The sequence below is a fragment of the Hyphomicrobiales bacterium genome (assembly GCA_002869065.1).
In the GTDB taxonomy this organism is placed as follows: domain Bacteria; phylum Pseudomonadota; class Alphaproteobacteria; order Rhizobiales; family Rhodobiaceae; genus Rhodobium.
In genome coordinates, this window is sequence record PKTR01000002.1 from 691,696 (window position 1) to 713,669 (window position 21,974).

The window sequence follows — 21,974 nt, forward strand, 5'->3', positions numbered from 1 at the left end:
CACCCCGTCCTCAAGCGCGCCAGCGACGGCGGTCGCAATCAAGTGCAAACGCACTCGGCGTGCGGGCGAAAGCGGCCATGCCGACGAGACCGGGGAACGGATGCTTGACGATCTGCGTCGGGATCCGCGACATGATCGCGCGATGCGGGCCCTTGGCCTCGAAGGCGGCGCGGAAAGCCCCGCTGGTGAGCCAGCGCTCAAGGCTGCCGACGACACCGCCGGCGAGGTAGACGCCGCCGCGGGCGAGATAGACCAGCGCCAGATCGCCTGCGATGCGGCCAAGGATGATGGCAAAGCGCGTCAGCGTCTGCGAGGCGAGTTCATCGCCGGCATCGGCGGCCGCGGTCACGGCTTCCGGCGTTTCGAGAACCGGATCGACGCCGTTGAGCGATGCGAACGCGCGGTAGAGCCGCATCACGCCGGAGCCGCTCAGCACGTTCTCGACGCTGAGCCGCCCGTCCGGGACCTCGATATGCGGCCAGAGCGCGAGTTCTTCCTCACCGATCGGGCCGAGGCTCATATGGCCGGCCTCGCCGGCAACCGGACACCAGCCGCAGCAGGTGCGCACGAGTCCGGCGGCGCCGAGGCCCGTGCCGGGGCCGAGGATGAGCCGCGCCGTGTCAGGCACCGGCTGGCCGTCGCCGATCACCTGCAGGTCTTCGGGCGCGAGACCCGGCAGCGCCAGCGCGTCGGCCTCGAAGTCGTTCACCACCATCACTTCGCGCAGGTCGAACGCGCGTCGCAAAGCCGCAGGATCAATGGTCCAGCTGCTGTTGGTGATGCGGAAAGTGACGCCGTCAACAGGGCCAGCGAGCGCCAGCATCGCGCTTTGCACCTTCGGCCGGGACGAATCAGTCAGGATGTCGCTGACCGCCGATTCGAGCCCGTCATAATCGGCGCAACGCCGCACCGGCAGGAATTCCGGCTGGGCCTGCGGCCCTTCGAGCACCGCCAGCCGCAGATTCGTGCCGCCGATATCCGCCAAAAGCATGGGAAAACAGAACGGTTCGGAGAATTCGGGCGCTGGCGTCATGGATCCACTCATTGGTCAGGTGGCAACGGCCTGCCGATCCACCGTTCGGTCGGCGCGTGAGCCGGCTGGGTGTCCGGCCCGTTCCGTTGCCGGCACTGTGGGCGAAATCCACAGTGCCGGTCAAGGACACCGATCGTGACGAGAATTTACGCCTTTCGTCGCATGAAAGAGCATGCAAATCACGCCAGCCCGTGCCAATCTGCCTTCCGCGCGCCGCCCGACGCCGTTTTGCGGCGGCGCCACGTTCTTTCATTCCAAGGGGAACTCCGATGATTGGAAAGATTTTCGCGGCCGCTGCCGCCCTCGCTCTGACCGTGGCGCCGGTCATGGCAGAGGATATCAAGCCGGCCGTCGTCTACGATCTCGGCGGCAAATTCGACAAGTCGTTCAATGAGGCTGCCTATATCGGCGCAGAAGAATTCAAGAGCGCGACCGGTATCGATTTCCGTGACTTCGAAATCCAGAACGATTCCCAGCGCGAGCAGGCGCTGCGCAACTTCGCGCGCAAGGGGTATTCGCCGATCGTGGCGATCGGCTTCAGCCACGGCGCTGCGGTGGAAAAGGTTGCCGACGAGTTCCCGGACATCAAGTTCGCCATCATCGACATGGTCGTAGACAAGCCGAATGTGCGCTCGGTCGTGTTCAAGGAGCATGAAGGCTCGTATCTGGTCGGCATGCTGGCCGCGATGGCCTCGAAAACCGGCAAGGTCGGTTTTGTCGGCGGCATGGACATCCCGCTGATCCGCAAGTTCGCCTGCGGCTACGTGCAGGGCGCCAAGGCGGCCAATGCGGACGTCACGGTATTCCAGAACATGACCGGCACCACGGGTGCCGCCTGGTCCGATCCGGTCAAGGGCGGCGAGCTTGCCAAGTCGCAGTTCGACCAGGGCGCGGACGTGGTCTATCAGGCCGCCGGCGGCACCGGCATCGGCGTGCTGCAGGCTGCAGCCGACGCCGGCAAGCTCGGCATCGGCGTCGACTCCAATCAGAACCACCTGCACCCGGGCGCGGTTCTCACCTCGATGCTGAAGCGCGTCGACGTTGCCGTCTTCAACGCGTTCAACGACGCCAAGGAAGGCAAGTGGTCGACCGGCGTGCAGGCGCTTGGTCTGGCCGAGGACGGTGTCGGCTGGGCGCTCGATGAAAACAACCAGGCGCTGATCACCGACGACATGAAGGCGGCGGTCGAAAAAGCCAGCGCCGGCATCATCGACGGCTCGATCAAGGTGCACGACTACATGTCGGACAACACCTGCCCGTTCTAAGACCGAGACGACAGAGCGGCCCCGCGTAATCTTCCCGCGGGGCCGAAATTTTTCGTACCCGGAGCGCCCACGATTGCGGCCCCGCGAGAAGCGCCTGGCATGGCGGCGTTTCGCGCGCTGACATCATCAGGCCGGGTGAAGTTGCCGAAAGGTCCGCAATGACCGACGCCGAAACCAGAACGCTGCCGCCGGCAATCGAACTTGTCGGCATCGACAAGCGCTTCGGCGCGGTGCACGCCAACCGCGACATCAACCTGACCGTGGAGAAGGGCTCGATCCACGGCATCGTCGGCGAAAACGGCGCCGGCAAATCGACGCTGATGTCGATCCTCTACGGCTTCTACCACGCGGATGCAGGCGAAATCCGTATCGACGGCGTCGCGTGGACAATCGCCGACAGCCAGCAGGCGATCGCCCTCGGCATCGGCATGGTGCATCAGCACTTCATGCTGGTGGACACCTTCACGGTGCTGGAAAACGTCATGCTCGGCGTCGAAGGCGGCGCCCGGCTCGCCGGGGGGCGTGCAGCGGCACGCGCCGAACTGAAACGGCTTGCCGCCGACTACGGTCTGGAAGTCGACCCGGATGCAGTCGTCGAGACGCTGCCGGTCGGACTTCAGCAGCGCGTGGAAATCCTGAAAGCCCTGTTCCGCGGCGCCGAAACGCTGATCCTCGACGAGCCGACCGGCGTGCTGACCCCGTCCGAAGCCGATCACCTGTTCCGCATCCTGAAAGTGCTGAAGGAACAGGGCAAGACGATCATCCTGATCACCCACAAGCTGCGTGAGATCATGGCGGTGACCGACAATGTCTCGGTGATGCGGCGCGGCGAGATGGTGGCGACCTTCAAGACCGCCGAGACCACGGTCGAAGACCTCGCCGAGACGATGGTCGGGCGGCGGGTTCTCCTGCGCGTCGAAAAAGGTCCGGCGAAGCCGGGCGCGACGGTGCTGTCGGTCGAGAATCTTTCGCTGACCGACAAGCGCGGTGTGCGGCTGTTGCAGGACATCTCGTTCGAGGTGCGCGCCGGCGAGATCGTCGGCATCGCCGGCGTCGCCGGCAACGGTCAGTCGATGCTTCTCGAAGTGCTCGGCGGTATCCGCCGGCCGACTTCCGGCGGCATCGTGATCAACGGCCATGACGTGACCGCCGGCGGCCGCTTCGACGCGGCGAAGATGCGCCAATACGGCCTCGGCCATGTGCCGGAAGACCGCCATCGACTTGGCCTCATCACGCCGTTCGAGGAATGGGAAAACGCCCATCTCGGCTATCACCGCGATCCCCAGTTCGGTAGCGGGCCATTGCTCGATGTCGATGCGATGCGCGCCGAGGCCGCCCGCCATATCGAGGATTTCGACATCCGCCCGCCGGACTGCCGGCTGAAGACGGCCAATTTCTCCGGCGGCAACCAGCAGAAGATCGTGCTGGCGCGCGAGATCGAGCGCGACCCGGAGGTTCTGATCGTCGGTCAGCCGACCCGCGGCGTCGATATCGGCGCCATCGAGGCGATCCACCGCCGGCTGGTGGCGCTGCGCGATTCCGGCAAGGCGGTCCTGCTGGTGTCGGTCGAACTCGACGAAATCCGCTCGCTGTCGGACCGGGTGCTCGTCATGTTCGCCGGACGCGTCGTCGGCGAACGCCCGCCCGAAACCAGCGAAGGCGAACTCGGCCTGTTAATGGCCGGCGTCACTGGAGCCGACACTGGGGAGGCAGCAGCATGAGCGCGCCGATACGCCGCCTTCCCGGCTGGGTCGATTACGGGCTGTTGCCGCTGATCAATGTGGCGATGGCGTTCGCGGTTGCCGGCCTCGTCGTCCTGATGGTCGGCGAGAACCCGTTCGAAGTGGTGCGGATCATGATCGCCGGCGCCTTCGGCTATGGCGAGGGCATCGGCTACACGCTGTTCTACACCACCAATTTCATCTTCACCGGCCTTGCCTTCGCGGTTGCCATGCATGCGGGCCTGTTCAATATCGGCGCCGAGGGCCAGGCCTATATGGCCGGCATCGGGCTCGCCTTCGTCTGCCTCGCGCTCGATCAGCTCCTGCCGTGGTGGCTGGTGGCACCGCTGGCGCTGATCGGCGCGGCGGCCTTCGGCGCGGGCTGGGCGTTCATTCCCGCCTATCTGCAGGCCAAGCGCGGCAGCCACGTGGTCATCACCACGATCATGTTCAACTTCATCGCCGCGACGCTGGTGCAGTACCTGCTCGTCAACGTGCTGCGGAAGCAGGGCTCGATGCAGCCGGAAACCCGCACCTTCGAAGCAGGCGGCCATCTGCCGAAGATGCAGGAGGCGCTGTCCTGGGTCGGCATCGAGATCGCGCGCTCGCCGCTCAACCTTGCCTTCGTCGTAGCGGTGCTCGCCTGCATCTTCGTCTGGGTGCTGATTTGGCGCTCGAAACTCGGCTACGAGATGCGCACGGTCGGCTACAGCCCGGCGGCGGCGACCTACGCCGGCATCTCGACGACCCGCATCACCATCATCGCGCTGATGATTTCCGGCGGGCTCGCCGGGCTGATGGCGATGAACGAGATCATGGGCGAACAGCACCGCATGCTGCTCGATTACACCAGCGGCTACGGCTTCGTCGGCATCGCGGTCGCCCTGATGGGCCGCAACCATCCGGTCGGCATCGCGCTCGCCGCGCTGTTGTTTGGCGTCCTTTATCAGGGCGGCGCCGAGCTCGCCTTCGAAATCCCGGCGATCACCCGCGACATGATCATCGCCATCCAGGCGCTGGTGATCCTGTTCGCCGGCGCGCTCGAACATATGTTCCGGCCGGCGCTTGCCCGCATATTCGCGCGCCCCGAGCGCGTGGCAACGGCGTGAGAGGAGACGCAGCCATGGACCTCCTCACCACCATCGTCCTGATCCTCGACTCGACCGTGCGGCTTTCGGTGCCGCTGATCTTTGCAGCCCTTGCCGGCATGTATTCGGAGCGCTCCGGCGTGTTCGACATCGGGCTCGAAGGCAAGATGCTCGGTGGCGCGTTTGCCGCCGGCGCAATCGCGGCCGTCACCGGCTCGGCCTGGCTCGGCCTGCTGGCGGCGATCGCCGTTGCGGTGCTGCTGGCGCTGGTGCACGGCTTTGCCACCATCACCCATCGCGGCAACCAGATCGTTTCCGGCGTGGCGATCAACTTCCTCGCCGCCGGCCTGACCGCCTTCCTTGGCCAGCACTGGTTCCATCAGGGCGGCAAGACGCCGCCCGTCTCGGGCGCCGCCCGCTTCGGCGACATCACCCTGCCCTATGCCGAAGAGCTGCGCGACGTGCCGGTCGTCGGGCAAATCTACTCCGAGCTGTTGTCCGGCCACAATCTGCTCGTCTATGTCGCGTTTGCCGCCGTGCCGTTTTCCTGGTGGGCGCTCTATCGCACCCGCTTCGGACTGCGGCTCAGGGCGGTCGGCGAGAACCCCGCCGCCGTCGACACCGCGGGTATTTCGGTGATCTGGCTGCGCTATCGCGCCGTCATGGTCTGCGGCGTGCTGACCGGGATGGCCGGCAGCTATCTGGCGATTGCCCAGTCGGCCTCGTTCATCCGCGACATGACGGCGGGCAAGGGCTTCATCGCGCTCGCCGCGCTCATTTTCGCCAAGTGGAAGCCGGTCCCCGTGCTGTTCGCCTGCCTCTTGTTCGGCGTGCTCGACGCGGTCGCGATCCGCCTGCAGGGCAAGAGCCTGCCGCTGATCGGCGAAGTGCCGGTGCAGGCGATCCAGGTGCTGCCCTATGTGCTGACCGTGGTGCTTCTGGCCGGCTTCATCGGCAAGGCGATCCCGCCGAAGGCCGGTGGCGTTGCCTATGTGAAGGAACGCTGAGGATGAGCAATGACCTTTTCGAAGCGGCAAAGGCGGTGCGCAAGCGCGCCTATGCGCCTTACTCGAAGTTTGCCGTCGGCGCGGCGCTGCGCACCCCGTCCGGCGCGATCCATGCCGGTGCCAATGTCGAGAACGCCAGCTACCCGGAGGGCTGCTGCGCGGAGACCTCGGCGATCAGCCAGATGATCGCGGCAGGCGAAACGAAAATCGCGGAAGTCCTGGTCATCGCCGACCGCGATCCGCCGATCACGCCGTGCGGCGGTTGCCGCCAGCGACTGGCCGAATTCGGTAGCGCCGACACGCCGGTCCATGCCGCCGATCTTTCCGGGGTGCGCAGGACCTTCACGCTTAGTGAGTTGTTGCCAGCCGCCTTCGACCTGTCGGAAGAGAAACGATGATCCCGCCGATTGCCGAAGCCCGCGACGCCGGGCGTGTTGCTGCAGACGCCGTACGTGCCCGCGCCGGCGACAGGTACGCCATCGGTATCGTGCTCGGATCGGGCCTCGGCGCACTCGCCGATGCGGTCGAGGATGCGGTGCGCATCCCCTATGGCGATATTCCCGGCTATCCGCGCTCCGGTGTCACCTCGCACGCCGGTATGCTGGTCGCCGGCCGTCTCGGCGGCAAACGCGTGATCGTGCTTGCCGGGCGTTCGCACACCTACGAGCACGGCAATCCGGCGGCGATGGCGGTGCCGATGGCGATGCTGGCCGCGCTCGGCTGCTCGGCTGTGTTCCTGACCAATGCCGCAGGCTCGCTGAAGGACGACATGCCGCCCGGTTCGCTGATGGCGATTGCCGACCACATCAATCTGACCGGGCTGAACCCGCTGGTCGGAGCCGAGGGCGACAGCCGCTTCGTCGACATGTCGAGCGCCTACGACCCCGGCTTGCGGAAAACACTTTCTGCGGCGGCTCAGCATTTGGACACAGGTTTGTCACATGGGACTTATATGTGGTTCCCGGGGCCATCCTTCGAAACGCCGGCGGAGATTCGCGCGGCACGGGTTCTCGGCGCCGATGCTGTCGGCATGTCGACCGTTCCCGAAGCGGTGCTTGCGCGCTATTTCGGCCTTAGGGTCGTCGGCCTGTCGACGATCACCAATTTTGCGGCGGGAATGACCGGAACGGCGCTGTCGCACGAGGAAACCAAAACGGTCGGCGGCGCCAACGCCGACAAGGTCTGCCGGCTGATCCCGGCCTTTCTGGAGGAGTTCGACCATGACGGCTAGCGAGACCCGAGCAATTGCCTGGCGCGCGCTGCCCCTGGTCGACCTGACCGACCTCACCGATACCTGTACACCCGAAGCGATCGACCGGCTGTGCGACGACGCCCAGACCCGGCATGGACCGGTTGCGGCCGTGTGCGTTTGGCCGCGCTTCGTGGCGCAATCGCGCGAGCGCCTCGCCGGCACCGGCATCCGCATCGCGACCGTGGTCAATTTCCCGCAAGGCGGCGAGGATACCAACCCGGTTCTCGCAGAGACCCGTCAGGCGCTTGCCGATGGCGCCGACGAAATCGACCTCGTAATGCCATATCGCGCGTTTGCCGCCGGCAACACCGAGCTTGCCGCCACGCAGATTTCCGCGGTGAAGGACGAACTCTCGCCGCGTGCTCATCTGAAGGTCATTCTGGAAACCGGCGAACTGAAAGACCCGGCGCTGATCCGCGCGGCATCCGACATGGCGATTGCGGCCGACGCCGACTTCATCAAGACCTCGACCGGCAAGGTCGGCGTCAACGCGACGCCGGAAGCCGCCGAAATCATGCTGTCCGCCATTCGCGAGAGCGGCCGCCCGGTCGGGTTCAAGGCGGCCGGCGGCATCCGCACCGTCGAGGAAGCCGGCGTCTATCTCGAAATCGCCGACCGACTGATGGGGCCGACCTGGGTCAACCCGGAGACCTTCCGCTTCGGCGCCTCCAGCCTGCTTTCCGCACTCGCCAAGGCGATCGATTAGAAATCCAGCGCGGCGCCACTCCCCTCGCCGTCGTCTGTCCCGTTGGTCGGAAATCCTCCGCACCCTTTTGTGCTCGGGTCATCCTTCGCCCTCTTTCCGTCATCCTCTGCGCCTTTCCCTCTCCCGTCGTCCTCCGGCTTGACCGGAGGATGACGTGGTGCGGGTGGCCAGGACAGGGCGACCCGCGACCGGCATACCGTTCCGAAAGAGGCAATAGGCCCCGGCTCAAGGCCGGGGTGACGGGGAGTTCGTGTAGTTAGGTAGTGGCCCCTGACAAGGGTTGCAGGGTTTTGAGCGCTAGCCCCTCAGACTCAAAAGTCCTTCAGCAGCCGCGTCGTTTCGGGATCGAGGAAGCCGGCGATGGTGGCTTCGGTCTCGAGACGTAGCGCGCGGGAAAGATCGGTCGAGGCGGTCTCGTTCAGCACCCGCTTCATGGCGCGCACGGCCAAGGGCGGCAGCGCCGCGAGCTTGGCCGCCACCTTTTCCGCTTCCGCCATCAGCTCGTCAGCCGGCACGACCCGCCAGGCGACGCCCATCTCCTTCAACTGCGCGGCCGAATAACGCTCGCCGAGCAACAGCATCTCGCGCGCGGTATTGAGGCCAACGAGCGCCGGCAGCAGCGAGGTGACCGCGCCGGTGACGAAGAGATTGAGCGAGACTTCCGGGAAAAAGCCTTTCGCCGCGTCCGACCAGATCGGGAAATCGCAGTTGATCGCCCATTCGAAACCGCCGCCGACGGCCCAGCCATTGATTGCGCCGACCACCGGGCAATGGCCGAAGACGATCGCATCGGTGGCGCGCTGGATGGCGTCGACCAGATCGCGGGCCTCGGCTTCCGATTCCGGGTGGACGTGTTCGTGGCGGTCGTCGCCAGCGCAAAAGGCGCGGCCCGAACCGGTGAAGATGATGGCCCGGGTCTCCGGGTCGGCATTGGCGTCGTTGAAGGCGGCGGCAACATCGTCGATGAGCTGCCGGTTCATGGCGTTGAGGCTGTCGGGCCGGTTCAGTGCGATGGTGCGCACACCGTTGTCGCCGCGCGTGCTCAGCACGGTCTTGTAGGTCTTGTCGCTCATGTGTGGCTCCTGATGACCCGTTTGGTCTTGCCTTCCGTCCGCGGCAGGCTGTGCGACGGCAACAGCGTCACCTTGGCGGTGGCGCCCAGCGTCTTCTTCAAACGATGCTCGATCGCTTCGGCCAGCCCGTCGGAGGCGGTGACGCCGTCGGCCAGCTCCGCCTCGACCGGCAGCACGTCATAGGGCGGCGGCGTGTCGAGCACGATGCGGTATTCGCCGGAAAGCTCCGCAAATGTATGCAGCACTCCGGCGACCATCGCCGGGAACATGTTGAGCCCGCGCACCACGACCATGTCGTCATTGCGGCCGATGACGCGGAAGCGCGGCGCGGTGCGGCCGCAGCGGGCACGGCCCGTGCCGGTGACGCGGATGATGTCGCCGGAACGGAAGCGCACCAGCGGCTGACATTCCTTGGCGAGATGGGTCAACACCAGCTCGCCACTCTCGCCGTCGGCAAAGGGCTTCACGGCGCCCGTGTCGGGATCGATCAGCTCGGGATAGAGCACGTCGAGCGCGACGAAATGCAGATCGTTGTCGACCTCGCTCTGGCCGGCGAAATTGCACAGCACGTCGGAGACGCCGTAATTGGCGTTGCGCGGCTTCATGCCCCAGGTCGTCTCGATGCGCTCGCGATAGGCCGGCTCGTCGAGCCCCGCCTCGCCGCCGAACAGGCCGAGCTTGAGGCCGAGATCCTTCGGCGCCACGCCCGGATAGTGTTCGGCCAACACCTTTTCGAGCACCGCCGGGTAGGACGGCGTGCAGGAGATCGCCGTGATGCCGAGTTCGCGGATGGTGTGGATCAGGCCGACCGTGCCGCCAACGCCATAGGGGATGACGGTGGCGCCGGTCGCCTCCAGCGTCGCGTGGTCGGTGTAGCCACCCATCCAGAGCTGATAGTTGAGGCAATGAACGACGCGGTGTCCGGGACCGAGGCCGGAGGCTCCTTGCGCGCGGCCACCGACTTCCGCCGTCATCAGCGCATCCATCGCGGAAAGCGCGAGGTTCATGGCGACGCCCGTCGTGCCCGACGTGCGGTGGACGCGGGAGACGCGCTCCGGCGGGCAGGCGAGATAGGTGCCGAAGGGCTCGTGATCGCGCTGGTCGTCGCGCAGCATTTCCTTGGTGGTGAACGGCAGATCGGGCAGTTCCTCGAGCCGGCCGGTCAGCGCGTGACCGGCGAAATGCGTCCGGTAGAGCGGCGAAGCCTCGGCGACATAGGCCGCCTGTCTTTGCCACAGCGCGCGCTGATGCTTTTCGATGTCGGCGAGGTCGCAGAAATCGGCCTTCGGCAGGGTTGGACGCTCGGTCATGAGGACACCGTTCAGATGCAGGAAAATCCGCGAAAGGACAACGCCGTCACGTTACGGCGACAGGAACCGTAGCGACGCTTTCCAACGCACGCAACGGGAGATCGCGGCGGCGTCACGCAATGTCAGACGGTGAGATGATCGAACAGGATCGCGACGCCGAGACCGATGAGACCGAGCCCTCCGAGCACTTCGGCCCAGCGGCCGAACCGGACGCTAATGAGGCGGCCGACCATGACGCCGATCGTCGAAAAGGTGAAGGTACTGAGGCCGATGGCGAGCGCGACCACGACGATGTTCACCTGCAGGAAAGCGAGTGACACACCGACGATCATGGAGTCGATGCTGGTGCCGACGGCCGTCACGACGAGGATGAGAAAAGACCGGCCTTCGGCCACCGCCGCTTCGTCGACCTCGCGGCGCAGCGCGTTGACGATCATGCGGCTGCCGACGATGGTCAGCAGGATGAGAGCGATCCAGTGATCGACGGCGGCGATGTAGTGGCTTGCGGCGATGCCGGCGAGCCAGCCGAGCAATGGCGCCGTCATCTCGACGCAGCCGAACACGAGCCCGGTGCGCAGCGCATCGACGAGGCGCGGCCGGTGCAGACCGGCGCCGCGGCTGATCGAGGCGACCAGCGAATCCATCGACATGGACATGGCGACAACGGCGATGGCGAGGGGCGACATGGCATATCCCGGCGACAGACGCAGGCCGGCCGTGAAATGATTGTCGCACCGCAACATTCGCCGACTGCGTCCGATTAGGGAGTTCCGGCTTTCAAGTCAAATTCCTACGGACCCGGTGTGTGGGCGCAGGGTGCCGATCCGCGTCGCTAACCGCGTGAGGCCGCACCGGCTTCCTTGACCGCCTCGTAGCCAGCGAGCGCGGCAGCGCGCGCCTTTGCATGATCGACGATCGGGGCGGGATAGGTTTCGCCGAGCCGCACGCCGGCGCGCATCAGGTCCATTGGCGCGGCCTCGCACGGCGCGTGGATGTCCTTCACGTCGAGCTTCGTCAGTTCCGGACACCAGCGGCGCACATAGGCGCCGTCGGGATCGAATTTCCAGCCCTGCGAGGTGGGATTGAAGATGCGGAAATAGGGTGCGGCATCGGCGCCGCTGCCGGCGACCCACTGCCAGCTTGCCGCATTGTTGGCGAGGTCGGCGTCGACCAGCGTGTCGCGGAACCAGGCTTCGCCGTGCTTCCAGTGCAGCCTCAAATGCTTGACGAGGAAACTCGCGGCGACCATGCGCACGCGATTGTGCATGTAGCCGGTCTGCCAGAGCTCGCGCATGCCGGCGTCGACCAGTGGGTAGCCGGTGCTGCCCTGTTGCCAGGCGGCGAGGTCTTCGGCGCTTTCCCGCCAGGGATAGGCGTCGAAGGCGGGTTTCCAGTTTTCGTCGGGCAGGGTCGGGAAGTGCCACAGGAGATGGTGCGAGAAATCGCGCCAACCGAGTTCGGCGAGGAATTTCTCACCGTCGCGGGCAAGGGCCGGATCCGCGCCGCTTGCGAAGCGGATACGCGCATAAAGCTGGCGCGGCGAGATTTCTCCGAAATGGAGATGCGGCGACAGGCGCGAGACGTTTTCGCGATCCGGCCGGTCACGCAGCGTCGCGTAGCCCTGCAGCCCGTCAACGATGAAGTCCTCGAAGCGCGCAATCGCGCCGGCCTCGCCCGGCTGCCAGATATCGGTCCAGCCCGCCGCCCAGTCCGGCTTCGTCGGCAAGAGCGCCCAGTCGGCAAGCGTGTCGCCGCTTTTTGCCAGAACGACATCGAGCTTTTCCGGCGCCGGCATGGGCCGCGCGATATCGTGCGCCGACAGCGCTTTCCAGAACGGGGTGTAGACCTTGAACGGCCCGCCGGTCTTGGTCTCGACCTCCCAGGGTTCGGCAAGCAGCGAAGCGTTGAAGCTCTCGACCGTCAACCCACTCTCGCGGAGCGCAGATTTCAGATCGGTGTCGCGCGCAACCGCACGGGGTTCGTAGAGCCGGTTCCAGACTATCGCACCGGCGCCGGTCTCAGCCGCGACGCGTGGCAGGATCTCGGCCGGATCGCCGCGTATCAGCGTCAGGCCGCCGAGGCTTTTTGCAAGCACGGCGAGGCTGTGATGCAGCCACCAGCGGCTCGCGCCGCCGAGCCGATGCGGGTCGTCCTCATCGTCCTCGAGGATGAACAGCGGCACGACCGGCCCGCGCCGGGCGGCTTCGAAGAGCGCGGGATTGTCGGCAAGCCGGAGATCCCGGCGAAACCAGACGATGGTGGTCATGGGCGCGGCCCCGTCAGTGAAACATTTTCAAAGACTATGGGGCAGACAACGGAGACGGCAACGGCTGATGCTTGCAGCATCTTCGCCCGATGGTTTTACAAAGCCGCGGCGATTTCCTCGACGATGGCTTCCGCCGCCGCTCGGCGGTTCTCGGCGCCAACGACCGGGCGGCCGACGACGAGATAATCGGATCCGTCGCGGATGGCGTCGCCGGGTGTTGCGATGCGCTTCTGGTCGCCCGCTGCCGACCCCGCCGGGCGGATGCCGGGGGTGACGAGCACCATGTCGGGACCGACGACCGCGCGCATGGCGCCGACTTCCTGCGGCGAGCAGACGATGCCGCTCATGCCGGCGGCGCGGGCATCCGCCGCGCGGCGCGCGACGAGGTCCGACACCGTGCCGGCATAGCCCGCATCGGCGATGTCGCCATCGTCCATCGAGGTCAGCACGGTGACGCCGAGGAGGCCGAGCGGCGCGTCGCCGCGGGCCGCCACCGCCGCCCGCATGGTCTTTGGATAGGCGTGCAGCGTCATGAAGGTCATGCCCATGTCGACGATGTTCTCGATCGCCTTGGCAATCGTGTTGTCGATGTCGAGCAGCTTGACGTCGAGAAAGATGCGGTGCCCCTCGCTCGCCAGTTCGCGGGCGAATTCGAGCCCGCCGGCGAATTGCAGCTGCATGCCGATCTTGTAGATGCCGACGGCGCCGGCGGTCTCGGCGACGATGGCGCGGGCCTCGTCCACGGTCGGCACGTCGAGCGCGACGATCAGGCGGTCGGTCGGGGTTTTCGGGGCAAGGTTCATCGGCGGCGCTCCTTACAACGGGCACGGCGGCGGGATGGGCGAACGGTCTGGAGACCGGACAGGCTTTAGCAGAGTCGGCGAAAATGGGGAATGGGCGGCGTGATCACCGCCGATTGCATTGCCGGCGCCGGGATGCCACCCTGTCACCGTGCGATGGCTTCACCAACGAGCGACGCGATGAACACGCTGCCCCGACCGATCTATTCGGTCTCGCCACCACCACCACTCGGTTCGTGAGGAGCGTCCCGCTTTTGCGGGACGTCCTTTCCGAGACGCCGATCAGGCTGACCCGGTCCACAAGGGCCGGGCGCTTTCCTGCGTGACCTGATCCGTCTCGTCCTTCCCGGAATTTCTTTTCGTATCGACCCGCGGCGTCGCGACGCCGTTCGCGTGTGTGAGCATTCGCGGGCGACGCGAGAACCGAGTGGATTTGTCCCATGCAGAGGTTTTCACCCCTTCTCGTTCTTTGCATTGCCGCGTTCTTCCTGATGATCGGCGTCGGCATGATCGTCTCCCTGCTGCCGCAAAAAGTGTTCGCGGCAACCGGCTCGCTCGAAAGCGTCGGCCTCATCGCCTCCGTCTTTGCGCTGGCCTATTTCGTCGCCCAGTTGCCGGTCGGTATGCTGGCAGACCGCTTCGGCGCCAAACGCCTGCTCGTCGCGGGATACACGCTGTGCGGACTGGCTGGCCTCGTCTTCCTTGCCGCACAAGATGCCGGTGCGGTCTTTGCCGGCCGGCTGATACAGGGCATTGGCGAAGCGCCGATCTGGGCGCTTGGGCCCGCCGCCCTGTCCGTCGCCTATTCGCATCAGAAAGGCCGGGTCATCGGCATCTACAATGCGACGATCCACGCAGGGCTGACCGTTGGGCCGCTGGCGACGCTGGTGATTGCGGCGGACGCCCGCGCCACCGTGCCGTTCGCGCTGTTTGCCGGCCTGTGCCTGGCGGCTGCCGTTTTTCTGGCCGTCTTCTTGCGGCGCGCTCAACCGGTTCCGTCCAGCACCACGGCGAGCAATCCGCTCGCCTCGTTGAAGACGGCGCTGGCGACCCGAAGCGCGGGAACGGTGCTTGCCGGCGTCTTTCTCTACGGCGCAGGCTATGGCGTTTTCATCAGCGTGCTTCCGGTCACGATGACGCTGAACAACGGCTTTAACCCGTCGACGGTGGCGATCCTGTTCACATTGTTCTACGCCGGGATCAGCCTGTCGCAGATCGTTGCCGGCCCGCTGTCCGACCGGATCGGACGATGGCGCGTGATGATTGCGGGCATGGCGGCAGCCGCGCTCGGCTTTGCGCTGTTGCCGTTCGTCCCGGGGCTCATCGCCTTCGGGCCGCTGGCCTTCGCCAGCCTCGGCCTTGGGGTCTATTGCGTCGCCTCCATAGCCGCGCTTGCCGACGCCGTCCCGGATCACGCGAGAGGAACCGTCTCGGGCGCCTACTACCTGTTCTGGGGGTTCGGCTATTTCGCCGGGCCGATGGCGGTCGGCGCGCTTGCCGCGGACTGGTCCGTCTACGCCTATCTGGCACTCTCGGCAGCCATGGCGGCGCAGGTTGCGGTTTCCGCAGTCGTTCGCAGCCAGCGGTAACCGTGCGGCCGGGCGACCCGGCCGCTCACTTCGAAAGCGATATCGGCTGCAGGCCATCCTTGCCGAGGGTCTGCAGCAGATCGCTTCCGGCACTCTCCTCGCAGCGTTGCTCTGTCCAATCGCAGGAGGCCCAGCCGCCGTCGCGGCCGACGATGAAGATCTTCCGTGGCTCGCCGAATTTCGACCAGGTTTCGATCAGCCCGCCACGGTCGCTGGTGACGATGACTTCGCCGTCGCGGTGCCAGTCGAAGGACGAGAACACACGACCGGGCGCATTGAAGGCGAACAGGCGGAAGCCCCAGCGGGTCTCGAACTGCATGATCGGAGCGAATTTCGACCCGGAAACCACCAGCTTTCCGTCCGGCGACCAGGCGGCAAAATCCGGGTAATGACTGTGCGCCTCGTGCGCCTTCAGGATCTCCCCGCTGGCGCGTGTCCAGACGACCGGCACGGCGTTCATCGACGACAAAAGGCGCGAGCCGACCGGCGACCAGACGAGGAGACCCGTATTGTCGCCCGAGCAGCAGATCGCCTTGGCGGTCTTGCCGGCGGCAACATCGAACATGCGAACCGAGCCGTCATAGGAGGCGCTTGCAAGCAACGTCCCGTCCGGCGACCAGGCGACCGACAGGACACTGTCCTCATGGCCCGTGTGGCGCGTGGTTTCCGTGCCGTTTTCGGGATCGAAGATGCGCACGATGCCATCGTAGCCGGCGGTTGCGACCCGGCTGCCATCGGGCGACCAGGCGACGCCCATGACGCTGTCCTTGTGACCGGAAAGAACGGCGAGCTCCTTGCCGGTCGCGCCGTCCCAGATGCGCGCCGTGTCGTCATAGGAGCCGGTGGCGAGCCGTTTGCCGTCCGGCGACCAGTCGATCGAAAGGACGTCATTGGTATGGCCGGTCAGGCGTGCGATTTGCGCGCCGGTTTCGACGTTCCAGAGGAAGTTCGCCTCTCGCTCGTCGGCGCTGGCGAGCGTCTTTCCGTCGGGCGACCAGGAAAGCACCCGGGTTTTTGCCCTGTGGCCCTTCAGAATGTGGACCGGGCGTCCGGTTTCCTCGTTCCACAACACGATCCGGCCATCCTCGAAGGCGATGGCGGCGAGCCGTGCAGTTGGCGACCAGGCGACGCGAATGGCTGGGCGGCTGCGGCCCTGCAGGACGATTTCGGCCTGCCCTGTCTTCACCATCCAGATCCGCGCCGTCTCATCGTTCGAGCCGGAGACGAGCCGCGTTCCGTCCGGTGACCAGGCGAGCGTATTGATGGCGCCGGAGTGGCCGCTCAAGGGCGGCTGGAGCTTGCCTGCGGCGGGCACCCAAAGCTGGAGGCGGCCATCATCATCGCCTATGGCCAGGGTTTCGCCCTTCGGCGACCAGCGCAGGCTGGTGATCTGCGTTTTGGTGCTCGTGCCTTCAAAAAGAGCCAACTCTTTGCCGCTCGCCGCCTCTACGATACGTACCTTGTTGCCGCTTGCGGCGACGGTGAGCGCCGCGCCATCCGGCGACCAGTCGAACGGTTCCGGGGCGTCCTCGTCGACATCGGCGATCGCGAACCGCTGCTTGCCGTCGCTGGCGGCCCACACGCTCACCGCCCCCTTGTAGTGACGACTCGCGAGAGCATCGCCCCCGGGCGACCAGTCAAGGCTTACGACGGAGCCAAGCTCATGGCTGACTGTCGAGACTAGCTCGTTGTTCCTGCTGCTCCAGACGGAAATCGCCATCCGGTTCGGGCTTTGCGAATAGTCCGTCGTTGCCGCCGCGATCCGATTGCCGTCCGGAGACCAGGCGAGGCCGTCGGCCACGGAAAAGCGGCCACGTATCAACGACACTGCGGTGCCGTCGGCTGCCCATATGCCGATCGCGTTCGGCGCCGCGACGGCCAAAAATGCCCCATCGGGCGACCAGGCCAGCGCCTTTGCAGCAAACCGCTCGGCGGGAAGCGCGGCAATCTGGCGGCCAGTGCGGGCGTCCCAGATGCGCGCGGCGTCGTCGCTCGCGCCCGTTGCGATCCGGCTTCCGTCCGGCGACCAGACAAGGGCCTCGATGGGACGGGTATGCCCGTGGAGTACCGCATCGAGCTTGCCGGTCATCGCGTTCCAGACCTGCGCGGTCGGATGATAGCCGGCGGTCGCGACGCGGGTGCCGTCCGGCGACCAGGCGACGTGATTGACCTGATCGATGAAGTGGCCGGAAAGCCCGGCGACGAGTTCGGCCGATACAGCGACCTTGCCGGCGACCGGCTCCGGCGTTGATGTCCCTTCGGCGGAGGTCGGCGAAATCGCCATGGCGATCAGTCCCGCTGCGAGGAGGAGCGACGCCCTGCTGTTCCGTTTGCCTGTCGTCATCGCCGATCTGTTCCGTTTGGGTTGTGCCGAATCTTGCTCTGTCGGGGGCCGGCAAATCCCGCCGCGGCAGGATGCCCCGGCAGTATCGTCTCGTTTGTGTCGAAGCGCACAGATCGTCGCATTACGACGCGCCGGCACAAAAACACGATATCGCGCGCGCTGCAGCCGTTAGCGATATCGTCGGCAATGGTTTCCCTCCGCCGCTCCGCCTGATAAAAGGGCGCGTTCGAATTCGTGAGGAAAATCCCATGCGCACAGCCAGCGTCACCCGCACGACCAAGGAAACCGACATCTCGGTCGAGATCAATCTCGACGGAACCGGCGCGAGCGACATCGCGACCGGCATCGGCTTCTTCGATCACATGCTCGACCAGCTGGCGCGCCACGGCATGATCGATCTGACGATCCGCGCCAAGGGCGACCTCCACATCGACATGCACCACACGGTGGAAGACACCGGCATCGCGCTCGGTCAGGCGCTCAAAAAAGCGCTCGGCGACATGGCCGGCATCACCCGCTATGCGGATGCGCATCTGCCGATGGACGAGACGCTGACGCGGGCGGCCATCGACGTGTCCGGCCGTCCGTTCCTCGTCTTCGACGTGACCTTCCCGAAGGCAAAGATCGGCGACTTCGACACCGAGCTGTTCGAGGAATTCTTCCGCGCCTTTGCCTTCAATGCCGGCATCACGCTGCATGTCAGCAATCTCTACGGCGTCAACGCGCACCACATCGCGGAGAGCTCGTTCAAGGCGCTTGCTCGCGCGCTTCGCGCGGCGGTCGAGATCGATCCGCGCCGCGCCGGCGCCGTGCCCTCGACCAAGGGTCAGCTCGGAGGCTGAGGCATCATGGCCGTCTATACCGTCATGCTGCCGCCTGCCGCCGGCGATCCGGCGGGCGAGGCCGAGGACGCCGTTTTCCTGAAAGACGGATTTTCCTGGTGGGCCTTCCTCGTGCCGGTCGTCTGGCCGCTGTTTTACGGGCTGTGGCTGGTGTTTGCCGCGGTGCTGGTGCTTTCCGTGACGCTTGAACTCGTCGCCTACAAATTCGGCGGGCCGCTGCCCGGCGTCATCGGCTTTCTATTGTCGGCGCTGTTCGCGCTCGAGGCCAATACGCTGCGCGGCTGGACGCTTGCGCGGCGCGGCTGGCGTTTTGCCGGCGTGGTCGCGGGCAAGGGCGACGATGAGATGGAGCGTCGCTTCTTCGCCAGCCTCGCCGCCGGCGAGGTGACCCCGCAAATCGTTTCGCGGCCGCAGCGCCGTTATCAGCCGGCCGCAGACAGCGAAACTGTGCTCGGCCTCTTCCCGACCCCGGAGGGCAAATCATGACCGTCGCCATCATCGATTACGGGTCGGGCAATCTGCATTCGGCGGAAAAAGCGTTCGAGCGCGCGGCCCGCGATCATGGCCTGCCGTCGCCGATCCGCGTCACCGCCGATCCGGACGTGGTCGCCTCGGCCGACCGCGTCGTGCTGCCCGGCGTCGGTGCGTTTGCCGACTGCCGTGCGGGTCTGCTTGCCGTCGACGGCATGATGGACGCGCTCACCGAAGCGGTCACCAACCGCGGCCGGCCGTTTCTCGGCATCTGCGTCGGCATGCAGCTTATGGCCTCGCGCGGGCTGGAGCACGGCGTCACCGAGGGATTCGGCTGGATCGCCGGTGACGTCGATCGCATCACGCCGTCGGACCCGAGCCTGAAGATCCCGCATATGGTTTGGAACACGATCACGCTGAAGCGCGATCACCCCGTCTTTGAGGGCATCGAGACGGGGCCGGACGGGCTGCACGCCTATTTCGTGCACTCCTACCATTTGAAGACGGCCAATCCGGACGAGCTGATCGCCGAAGCCGAATATGCCGGGCCGATCACCGCGACGGTCGGGCGCGACAACATGGTCGGCACGCAGTTCCACCCGGAAAAGAGCCAGGCGCTCGGCCTGCAGCTCATCGCCAATTTCCTGCGCTGGGTGCCTTGATAAGCAACGGTCCGAAATGCTTACGCATCGGACCGTTGAACACACGGCGATTGCCCGCTTGCACAATGCGCGGGCATTCGCCGTAAGGAATACCGAGGCTCATCTGCGATGACCTCGGTATGCTGCTGCCTGTGGGGCTCATCAGCGATGACCTCGGTATGCTGCTGCCTGTGGGGCTCATCAGCGATGAGCTCGGTATGCTGCTGCCCGTGGGGCTCATCTTCGATGACCTCGGTATGGGGCGCTCCAGGACTTCTGATCAGGCTGCCGCGCACTGGCGGCAAAGGCCGCGGATTTCAATCGTCGTTTTTTGCGGCGTGAAACCATTCGCTTGCGCCCAGCCGCCGAGACGGGCCTCGATCTCATCGTCGGAAAACTCCGAGACCTGACCGCAGCCCTCACAGATCGCAAACGCGATGGTCCCGTGGGCGTGGCATTGCGGATGAGCGCAGGCGACGAAGGCGTTGAGGCTTTCGAGCCGGTGCACGAGGCCGAGAGCCAGCAACTTGTCGAGCGCGCGGTAGACCTGCAGCGGGGCGCGGAAGCCCTGATCTCGCAGTTGATCAAGGATTGTGTAGGCGCTGAGCGGCCCTTCGGCACGGGTCAACGCCTTGAACACCAGCGACTGATTGTGGGTGAGGTTCGCACTGGCGGTCATCTGTTCGCCCCTCCCGGAGCGTGGCTGGACGGGCGGGCGCCGAACGGCAGCGGCAGCAGGCTGACGAGGAAGAGACAAAGCGCGGCGACGACGATCGACGGGCCGGACGGCGTGTCGAAGGAGAGCGACCCGTAAAGCCCGCCAACGACGGCACCGACGCCGATCAGCGAGGCGAACACCGCCATCGTCTCCGGCGTCGTGGCAAAGCGGCGGGCGGTCGCGGCGGGGATGATCAGCAGCGATGTGATCAGCAGAATGCCGACGATCTTCATCGCTATCGCGATGACCAACGCCATCACCAGCATGAAAGCGACGCGGGCGCGCTCTGGCCGCAAACCCTCGGCCTCGGCCAGTTCGGCGCTGACGGTGGAGGCGAGCAGCGGCCGCCACATCAGCGCGATGACGGCGAGCACGAGGGCGCCGCCGCCATAGATGAAGGCGATGTCGGTGCGCGTGACGGCAAGAATATCGCCGAACAGGAAGCCCATCAGATCGACGCGAATCCAGGTCATGAAGGCGACCATGACGAGGCCGAGCGCCAGTGTCGAATGCGACAGGATGCCGAGCAGTGCGTCGGTCGACAGCGCGCCGCGCCGCTGCAGCAGCAAAAGGGCAATCGAGACGAGCGCGGCCACGACGAAGACGCCGGCCATCAGATTGATGTCGAACAGGAAGGCGATGGCGATGCCGAGCAGCGCCGAATGGGCCATGGTGTCGCCGAAATAGGCCATCCGCCGCCAGACGATGAAGCAACCGAGCGGGCCGACGGTGAGCGCCAGTCCGATGCCGGCGACAAGCGCGCGGACGAAGAAATCGTCAAGCATCGGCATCTCCTTTCGCCGGCGCAGGCGCGCCATGGTCATGACTGTGTTGAGCGCGGTCGTGGTGATGGTGGTGGTGGCCGTCGTCCATGTGGCCCTCATGGGCGTGGTGGCCGTCACCGAGCCCGCAATGGTCGGTGATGGTGCCGTCGGCGTGACGCACCCGGCCGTCGGGCAAGTGGACGTGATCGTGGTGGTGGCTGTAGACGGCGAGCGTTTGTGCCGCGCGGGCGCCGAACAGGTCGCGGTATTCCGGGCTCGAGGCCACCGATTGCGGCGTGCCGCGACAGCAGACATGGCCGTTCAGACAGATCACCGTATCGGTCGCGGCCATCACCACATGCAGGTCGTGCGAGATCAGCAGGATACCGCAGCCGGTGCGCTCGCGGATCTTGGTGATCAACTCGTAGAGCGCGACCTCGCCGGCGAAGTCGACGCCCTGCACCGGCTCGTCGAGGACGAGGAAATCGGGTTTACGGATCATCGCGCGAGCGAGAAGCGCGCGTTGGAACTCGCCGCCCGACAGATGCTGCACCTCGGCGCCGGCCAGATGGGAAATGCCGGTCCCGGCGAGCGCGTCGTCGATCTCGGCTTTGGTGTGCGGGCTGGTCAGCGTCATCAGCCGGGTCACGGTCAGCGGCAGGGTCCAGTCGATACTGAGCTTTTGCGGCACGTAGCCGACGGTGAGGCCGGGCGCGCGTTCGACGCGGCCTTCATCGGCCTTCAGGACTCCGATGGCGGTCTTTGCCGTTGTCGACTTGCCCGATCCGTTCGGCCCGATCAGCGTGACGATCTCGCCGCGACGCACGGCCAGGTCGATTCCGCGCACCAGCCAGCGGCCGTTGCGGAATACCCCGACATCGGAGAGTTTGATCAAAGGCTGTTCGCCCGGCGACGGCCCATTCATTTCCCTGTCTGCTCCTTGCACCGCGAATGCGTGGCACCCGGCCAGCAACGGTACAGCCTCGCCACTGCCGCATCCGTTAAGCGGCCGTATGATGCTCCGCGCCAGTCCCGGCAAACGCGGCAAATCCTCGGCGCCGTGCCGTCGTTCGTTCAGCCCACC

Annotated in this window: 22 protein-coding genes; 11 read left to right on the forward strand and 11 right to left on the reverse strand. The window is 65.9% G+C overall.

What is annotated here, in order from left to right; all coding sequences use genetic code 11:
* Window positions 1–10: 10 nt before the first annotated feature.
* The gene (locus C0606_06995) at window positions 11–1,045 is read right to left on the reverse strand and encodes a glucokinase (GenBank protein ID PLX37987.1); all 1,035 of its coding nucleotides are present in this window, start codon (window positions 1,043–1,045) and stop codon (window positions 11–13) included.
* A 257-nt stretch (window positions 1,046–1,302) separates the two neighbouring features.
* Here C0606_06995 and C0606_07000 point away from each other — a divergent pair, with 257 nt between their 5' ends.
* The 7 genes from C0606_07000 (at window position 1,303) to deoC (ending at window position 8,072) form a co-directional block, all read left to right on the forward strand.
* The gene (locus tag C0606_07000) at window positions 1,303–2,298 is read left to right on the forward strand and encodes a BMP family ABC transporter substrate-binding protein (protein ID PLX37988.1); all 996 of its coding nucleotides are present in this window, start codon (window positions 1,303–1,305) and stop codon (window positions 2,296–2,298) included.
* Between the two features lie 158 nt (window positions 2,299–2,456).
* The gene (locus C0606_07005; GenBank protein ID PLX37989.1) at window positions 2,457–4,019 is read left to right on the forward strand and encodes a heme ABC transporter ATP-binding protein; all 1,563 of its coding nucleotides are present in this window, start codon (window positions 2,457–2,459) and stop codon (window positions 4,017–4,019) included.
* Entirely contained in the window at window positions 4,016–5,128 is a 1,113-nt protein-coding gene (locus tag C0606_07010; GenBank protein PLX37990.1) for a sugar ABC transporter permease, read from the forward strand. Before C0606_07005 ends, C0606_07010 begins: the two co-directional genes overlap by 4 nt.
* Window positions 5,129–5,142: 14 nt before the next feature.
* On the forward strand, window positions 5,143–6,114 hold the full coding sequence (locus tag C0606_07015; GenBank protein ID PLX37991.1) for a sugar ABC transporter permease: 972 nt from the start codon (window positions 5,143–5,145) through the stop codon (window positions 6,112–6,114).
* A 2-nt stretch (window positions 6,115–6,116) separates the two neighbouring features.
* Window positions 6,117–6,512, forward strand: coding sequence for a cytidine deaminase (cdd, locus tag C0606_07020; GenBank protein PLX37992.1), 396 nt, complete (start codon window positions 6,117–6,119; stop codon window positions 6,510–6,512).
* Window positions 6,509–7,345, forward strand: coding sequence for a purine-nucleoside phosphorylase (locus C0606_07025; protein PLX37993.1), 837 nt, complete (start codon window positions 6,509–6,511; stop codon window positions 7,343–7,345). The genes cdd and C0606_07025 overlap by 4 nt, the downstream gene beginning before the upstream one ends.
* Complete coding sequence (deoC, locus tag C0606_07030; protein PLX37994.1) at window positions 7,335–8,072, forward strand: deoxyribose-phosphate aldolase; 738 nt, start codon at window positions 7,335–7,337, stop codon at window positions 8,070–8,072. The genes C0606_07025 and deoC overlap by 11 nt, the downstream gene beginning before the upstream one ends.
* Window positions 8,073–8,383: 311 nt before the next feature.
* Here deoC and C0606_07035 read toward each other — a convergent pair whose 3' ends face one another.
* From C0606_07035 to C0606_07055, 5 genes are all read right to left on the reverse strand, one after another.
* Window positions 8,384–9,145: an enoyl-CoA hydratase/isomerase family protein gene (locus C0606_07035; protein PLX37995.1), complete on the reverse strand. Its 762-nt coding sequence runs from the start codon at window positions 9,143–9,145 to the stop codon at window positions 8,384–8,386.
* Window positions 9,142–10,455 (reverse strand): CoF synthetase, encoded by a 1,314-nt coding sequence (locus C0606_07040; GenBank protein PLX37996.1) that lies wholly within the window; start codon window positions 10,453–10,455, stop codon window positions 9,142–9,144. Before C0606_07040 ends, C0606_07035 begins: the two co-directional genes overlap by 4 nt.
* A gap of 122 nt (window positions 10,456–10,577) precedes the next feature.
* A complete protein-coding gene (locus tag C0606_07045) occupies window positions 10,578–11,141 on the reverse strand; it encodes a hypothetical protein (protein ID PLX38727.1) in 564 nt (187 codons plus the stop codon).
* A 146-nt stretch (window positions 11,142–11,287) separates the two neighbouring features.
* A complete protein-coding gene (locus C0606_07050) occupies window positions 11,288–12,721 on the reverse strand; it encodes a deoxyribodipyrimidine photolyase (GenBank protein ID PLX37997.1) in 1,434 nt (477 codons plus the stop codon).
* A gap of 95 nt (window positions 12,722–12,816) precedes the next feature.
* Window positions 12,817–13,524, reverse strand: coding sequence for an orotidine-5'-phosphate decarboxylase (locus C0606_07055; GenBank protein PLX37998.1), 708 nt, complete (start codon window positions 13,522–13,524; stop codon window positions 12,817–12,819).
* A 437-nt stretch (window positions 13,525–13,961) separates the two neighbouring features.
* Between C0606_07055 and C0606_07060 the strand changes: the two genes are divergently transcribed.
* Entirely contained in the window at window positions 13,962–15,110 is a 1,149-nt protein-coding gene (locus tag C0606_07060) for an MFS transporter (protein ID PLX37999.1), read from the forward strand.
* Between the two features lie 25 nt (window positions 15,111–15,135).
* Here C0606_07060 and C0606_07065 read toward each other — a convergent pair whose 3' ends face one another.
* Window positions 15,136–17,454, reverse strand: a complete 2,319-nt coding sequence (locus tag C0606_07065; GenBank protein ID PLX38000.1) for a hypothetical protein — start codon at window positions 17,452–17,454, stop codon at window positions 15,136–15,138.
* Window positions 17,455–17,702: 248 nt separating this feature from the next.
* Here C0606_07065 and C0606_07070 point away from each other — a divergent pair, with 248 nt between their 5' ends.
* The 3 genes from C0606_07070 to C0606_07080 are packed head-to-tail and all read left to right on the forward strand — an operon-like array spanning window position 17,703 to window position 19,429.
* Complete coding sequence (locus C0606_07070) at window positions 17,703–18,296, forward strand: imidazoleglycerol-phosphate dehydratase HisB (GenBank protein ID PLX38001.1); 594 nt, start codon at window positions 17,703–17,705, stop codon at window positions 18,294–18,296.
* Window positions 18,297–18,302: 6 nt separating this feature from the next.
* On the forward strand, window positions 18,303–18,782 hold the full coding sequence (locus tag C0606_07075) for a hypothetical protein (protein PLX38002.1): 480 nt from the start codon (window positions 18,303–18,305) through the stop codon (window positions 18,780–18,782).
* On the forward strand, window positions 18,779–19,429 hold the full coding sequence (locus C0606_07080) for an imidazole glycerol phosphate synthase subunit HisH (GenBank protein ID PLX38003.1): 651 nt from the start codon (window positions 18,779–18,781) through the stop codon (window positions 19,427–19,429). Before C0606_07075 ends, C0606_07080 begins: the two co-directional genes overlap by 4 nt.
* 20 nt (window positions 19,430–19,449) lie before the next feature.
* Here the strand turns inward: C0606_07080 and C0606_07085 are convergent, their stop codons facing one another.
* From C0606_07085 to C0606_07100, 4 genes are read right to left on the reverse strand one after another with little or no spacing between them, the layout of a single operon-like run.
* Window positions 19,450–19,704, reverse strand: a complete 255-nt coding sequence (locus C0606_07085; GenBank protein ID PLX38004.1) for a hypothetical protein — start codon at window positions 19,702–19,704, stop codon at window positions 19,450–19,452.
* Complete coding sequence (locus C0606_07090) at window positions 19,689–20,087, reverse strand: transcriptional repressor (protein ID PLX38005.1); 399 nt, start codon at window positions 20,085–20,087, stop codon at window positions 19,689–19,691. The genes C0606_07085 and C0606_07090 overlap by 16 nt, the downstream gene beginning before the upstream one ends.
* Complete coding sequence (locus tag C0606_07095; protein PLX38728.1) at window positions 20,084–20,911, reverse strand: zinc ABC transporter permease; 828 nt, start codon at window positions 20,909–20,911, stop codon at window positions 20,084–20,086. The genes C0606_07090 and C0606_07095 overlap by 4 nt, the downstream gene beginning before the upstream one ends.
* On the reverse strand, window positions 20,904–21,815 hold the full coding sequence (locus C0606_07100; GenBank protein ID PLX38006.1) for a zinc ABC transporter ATP-binding protein: 912 nt from the start codon (window positions 21,813–21,815) through the stop codon (window positions 20,904–20,906). Before C0606_07100 ends, C0606_07095 begins: the two co-directional genes overlap by 8 nt.
* Window positions 21,816–21,974 lie beyond the last annotated feature (159 nt).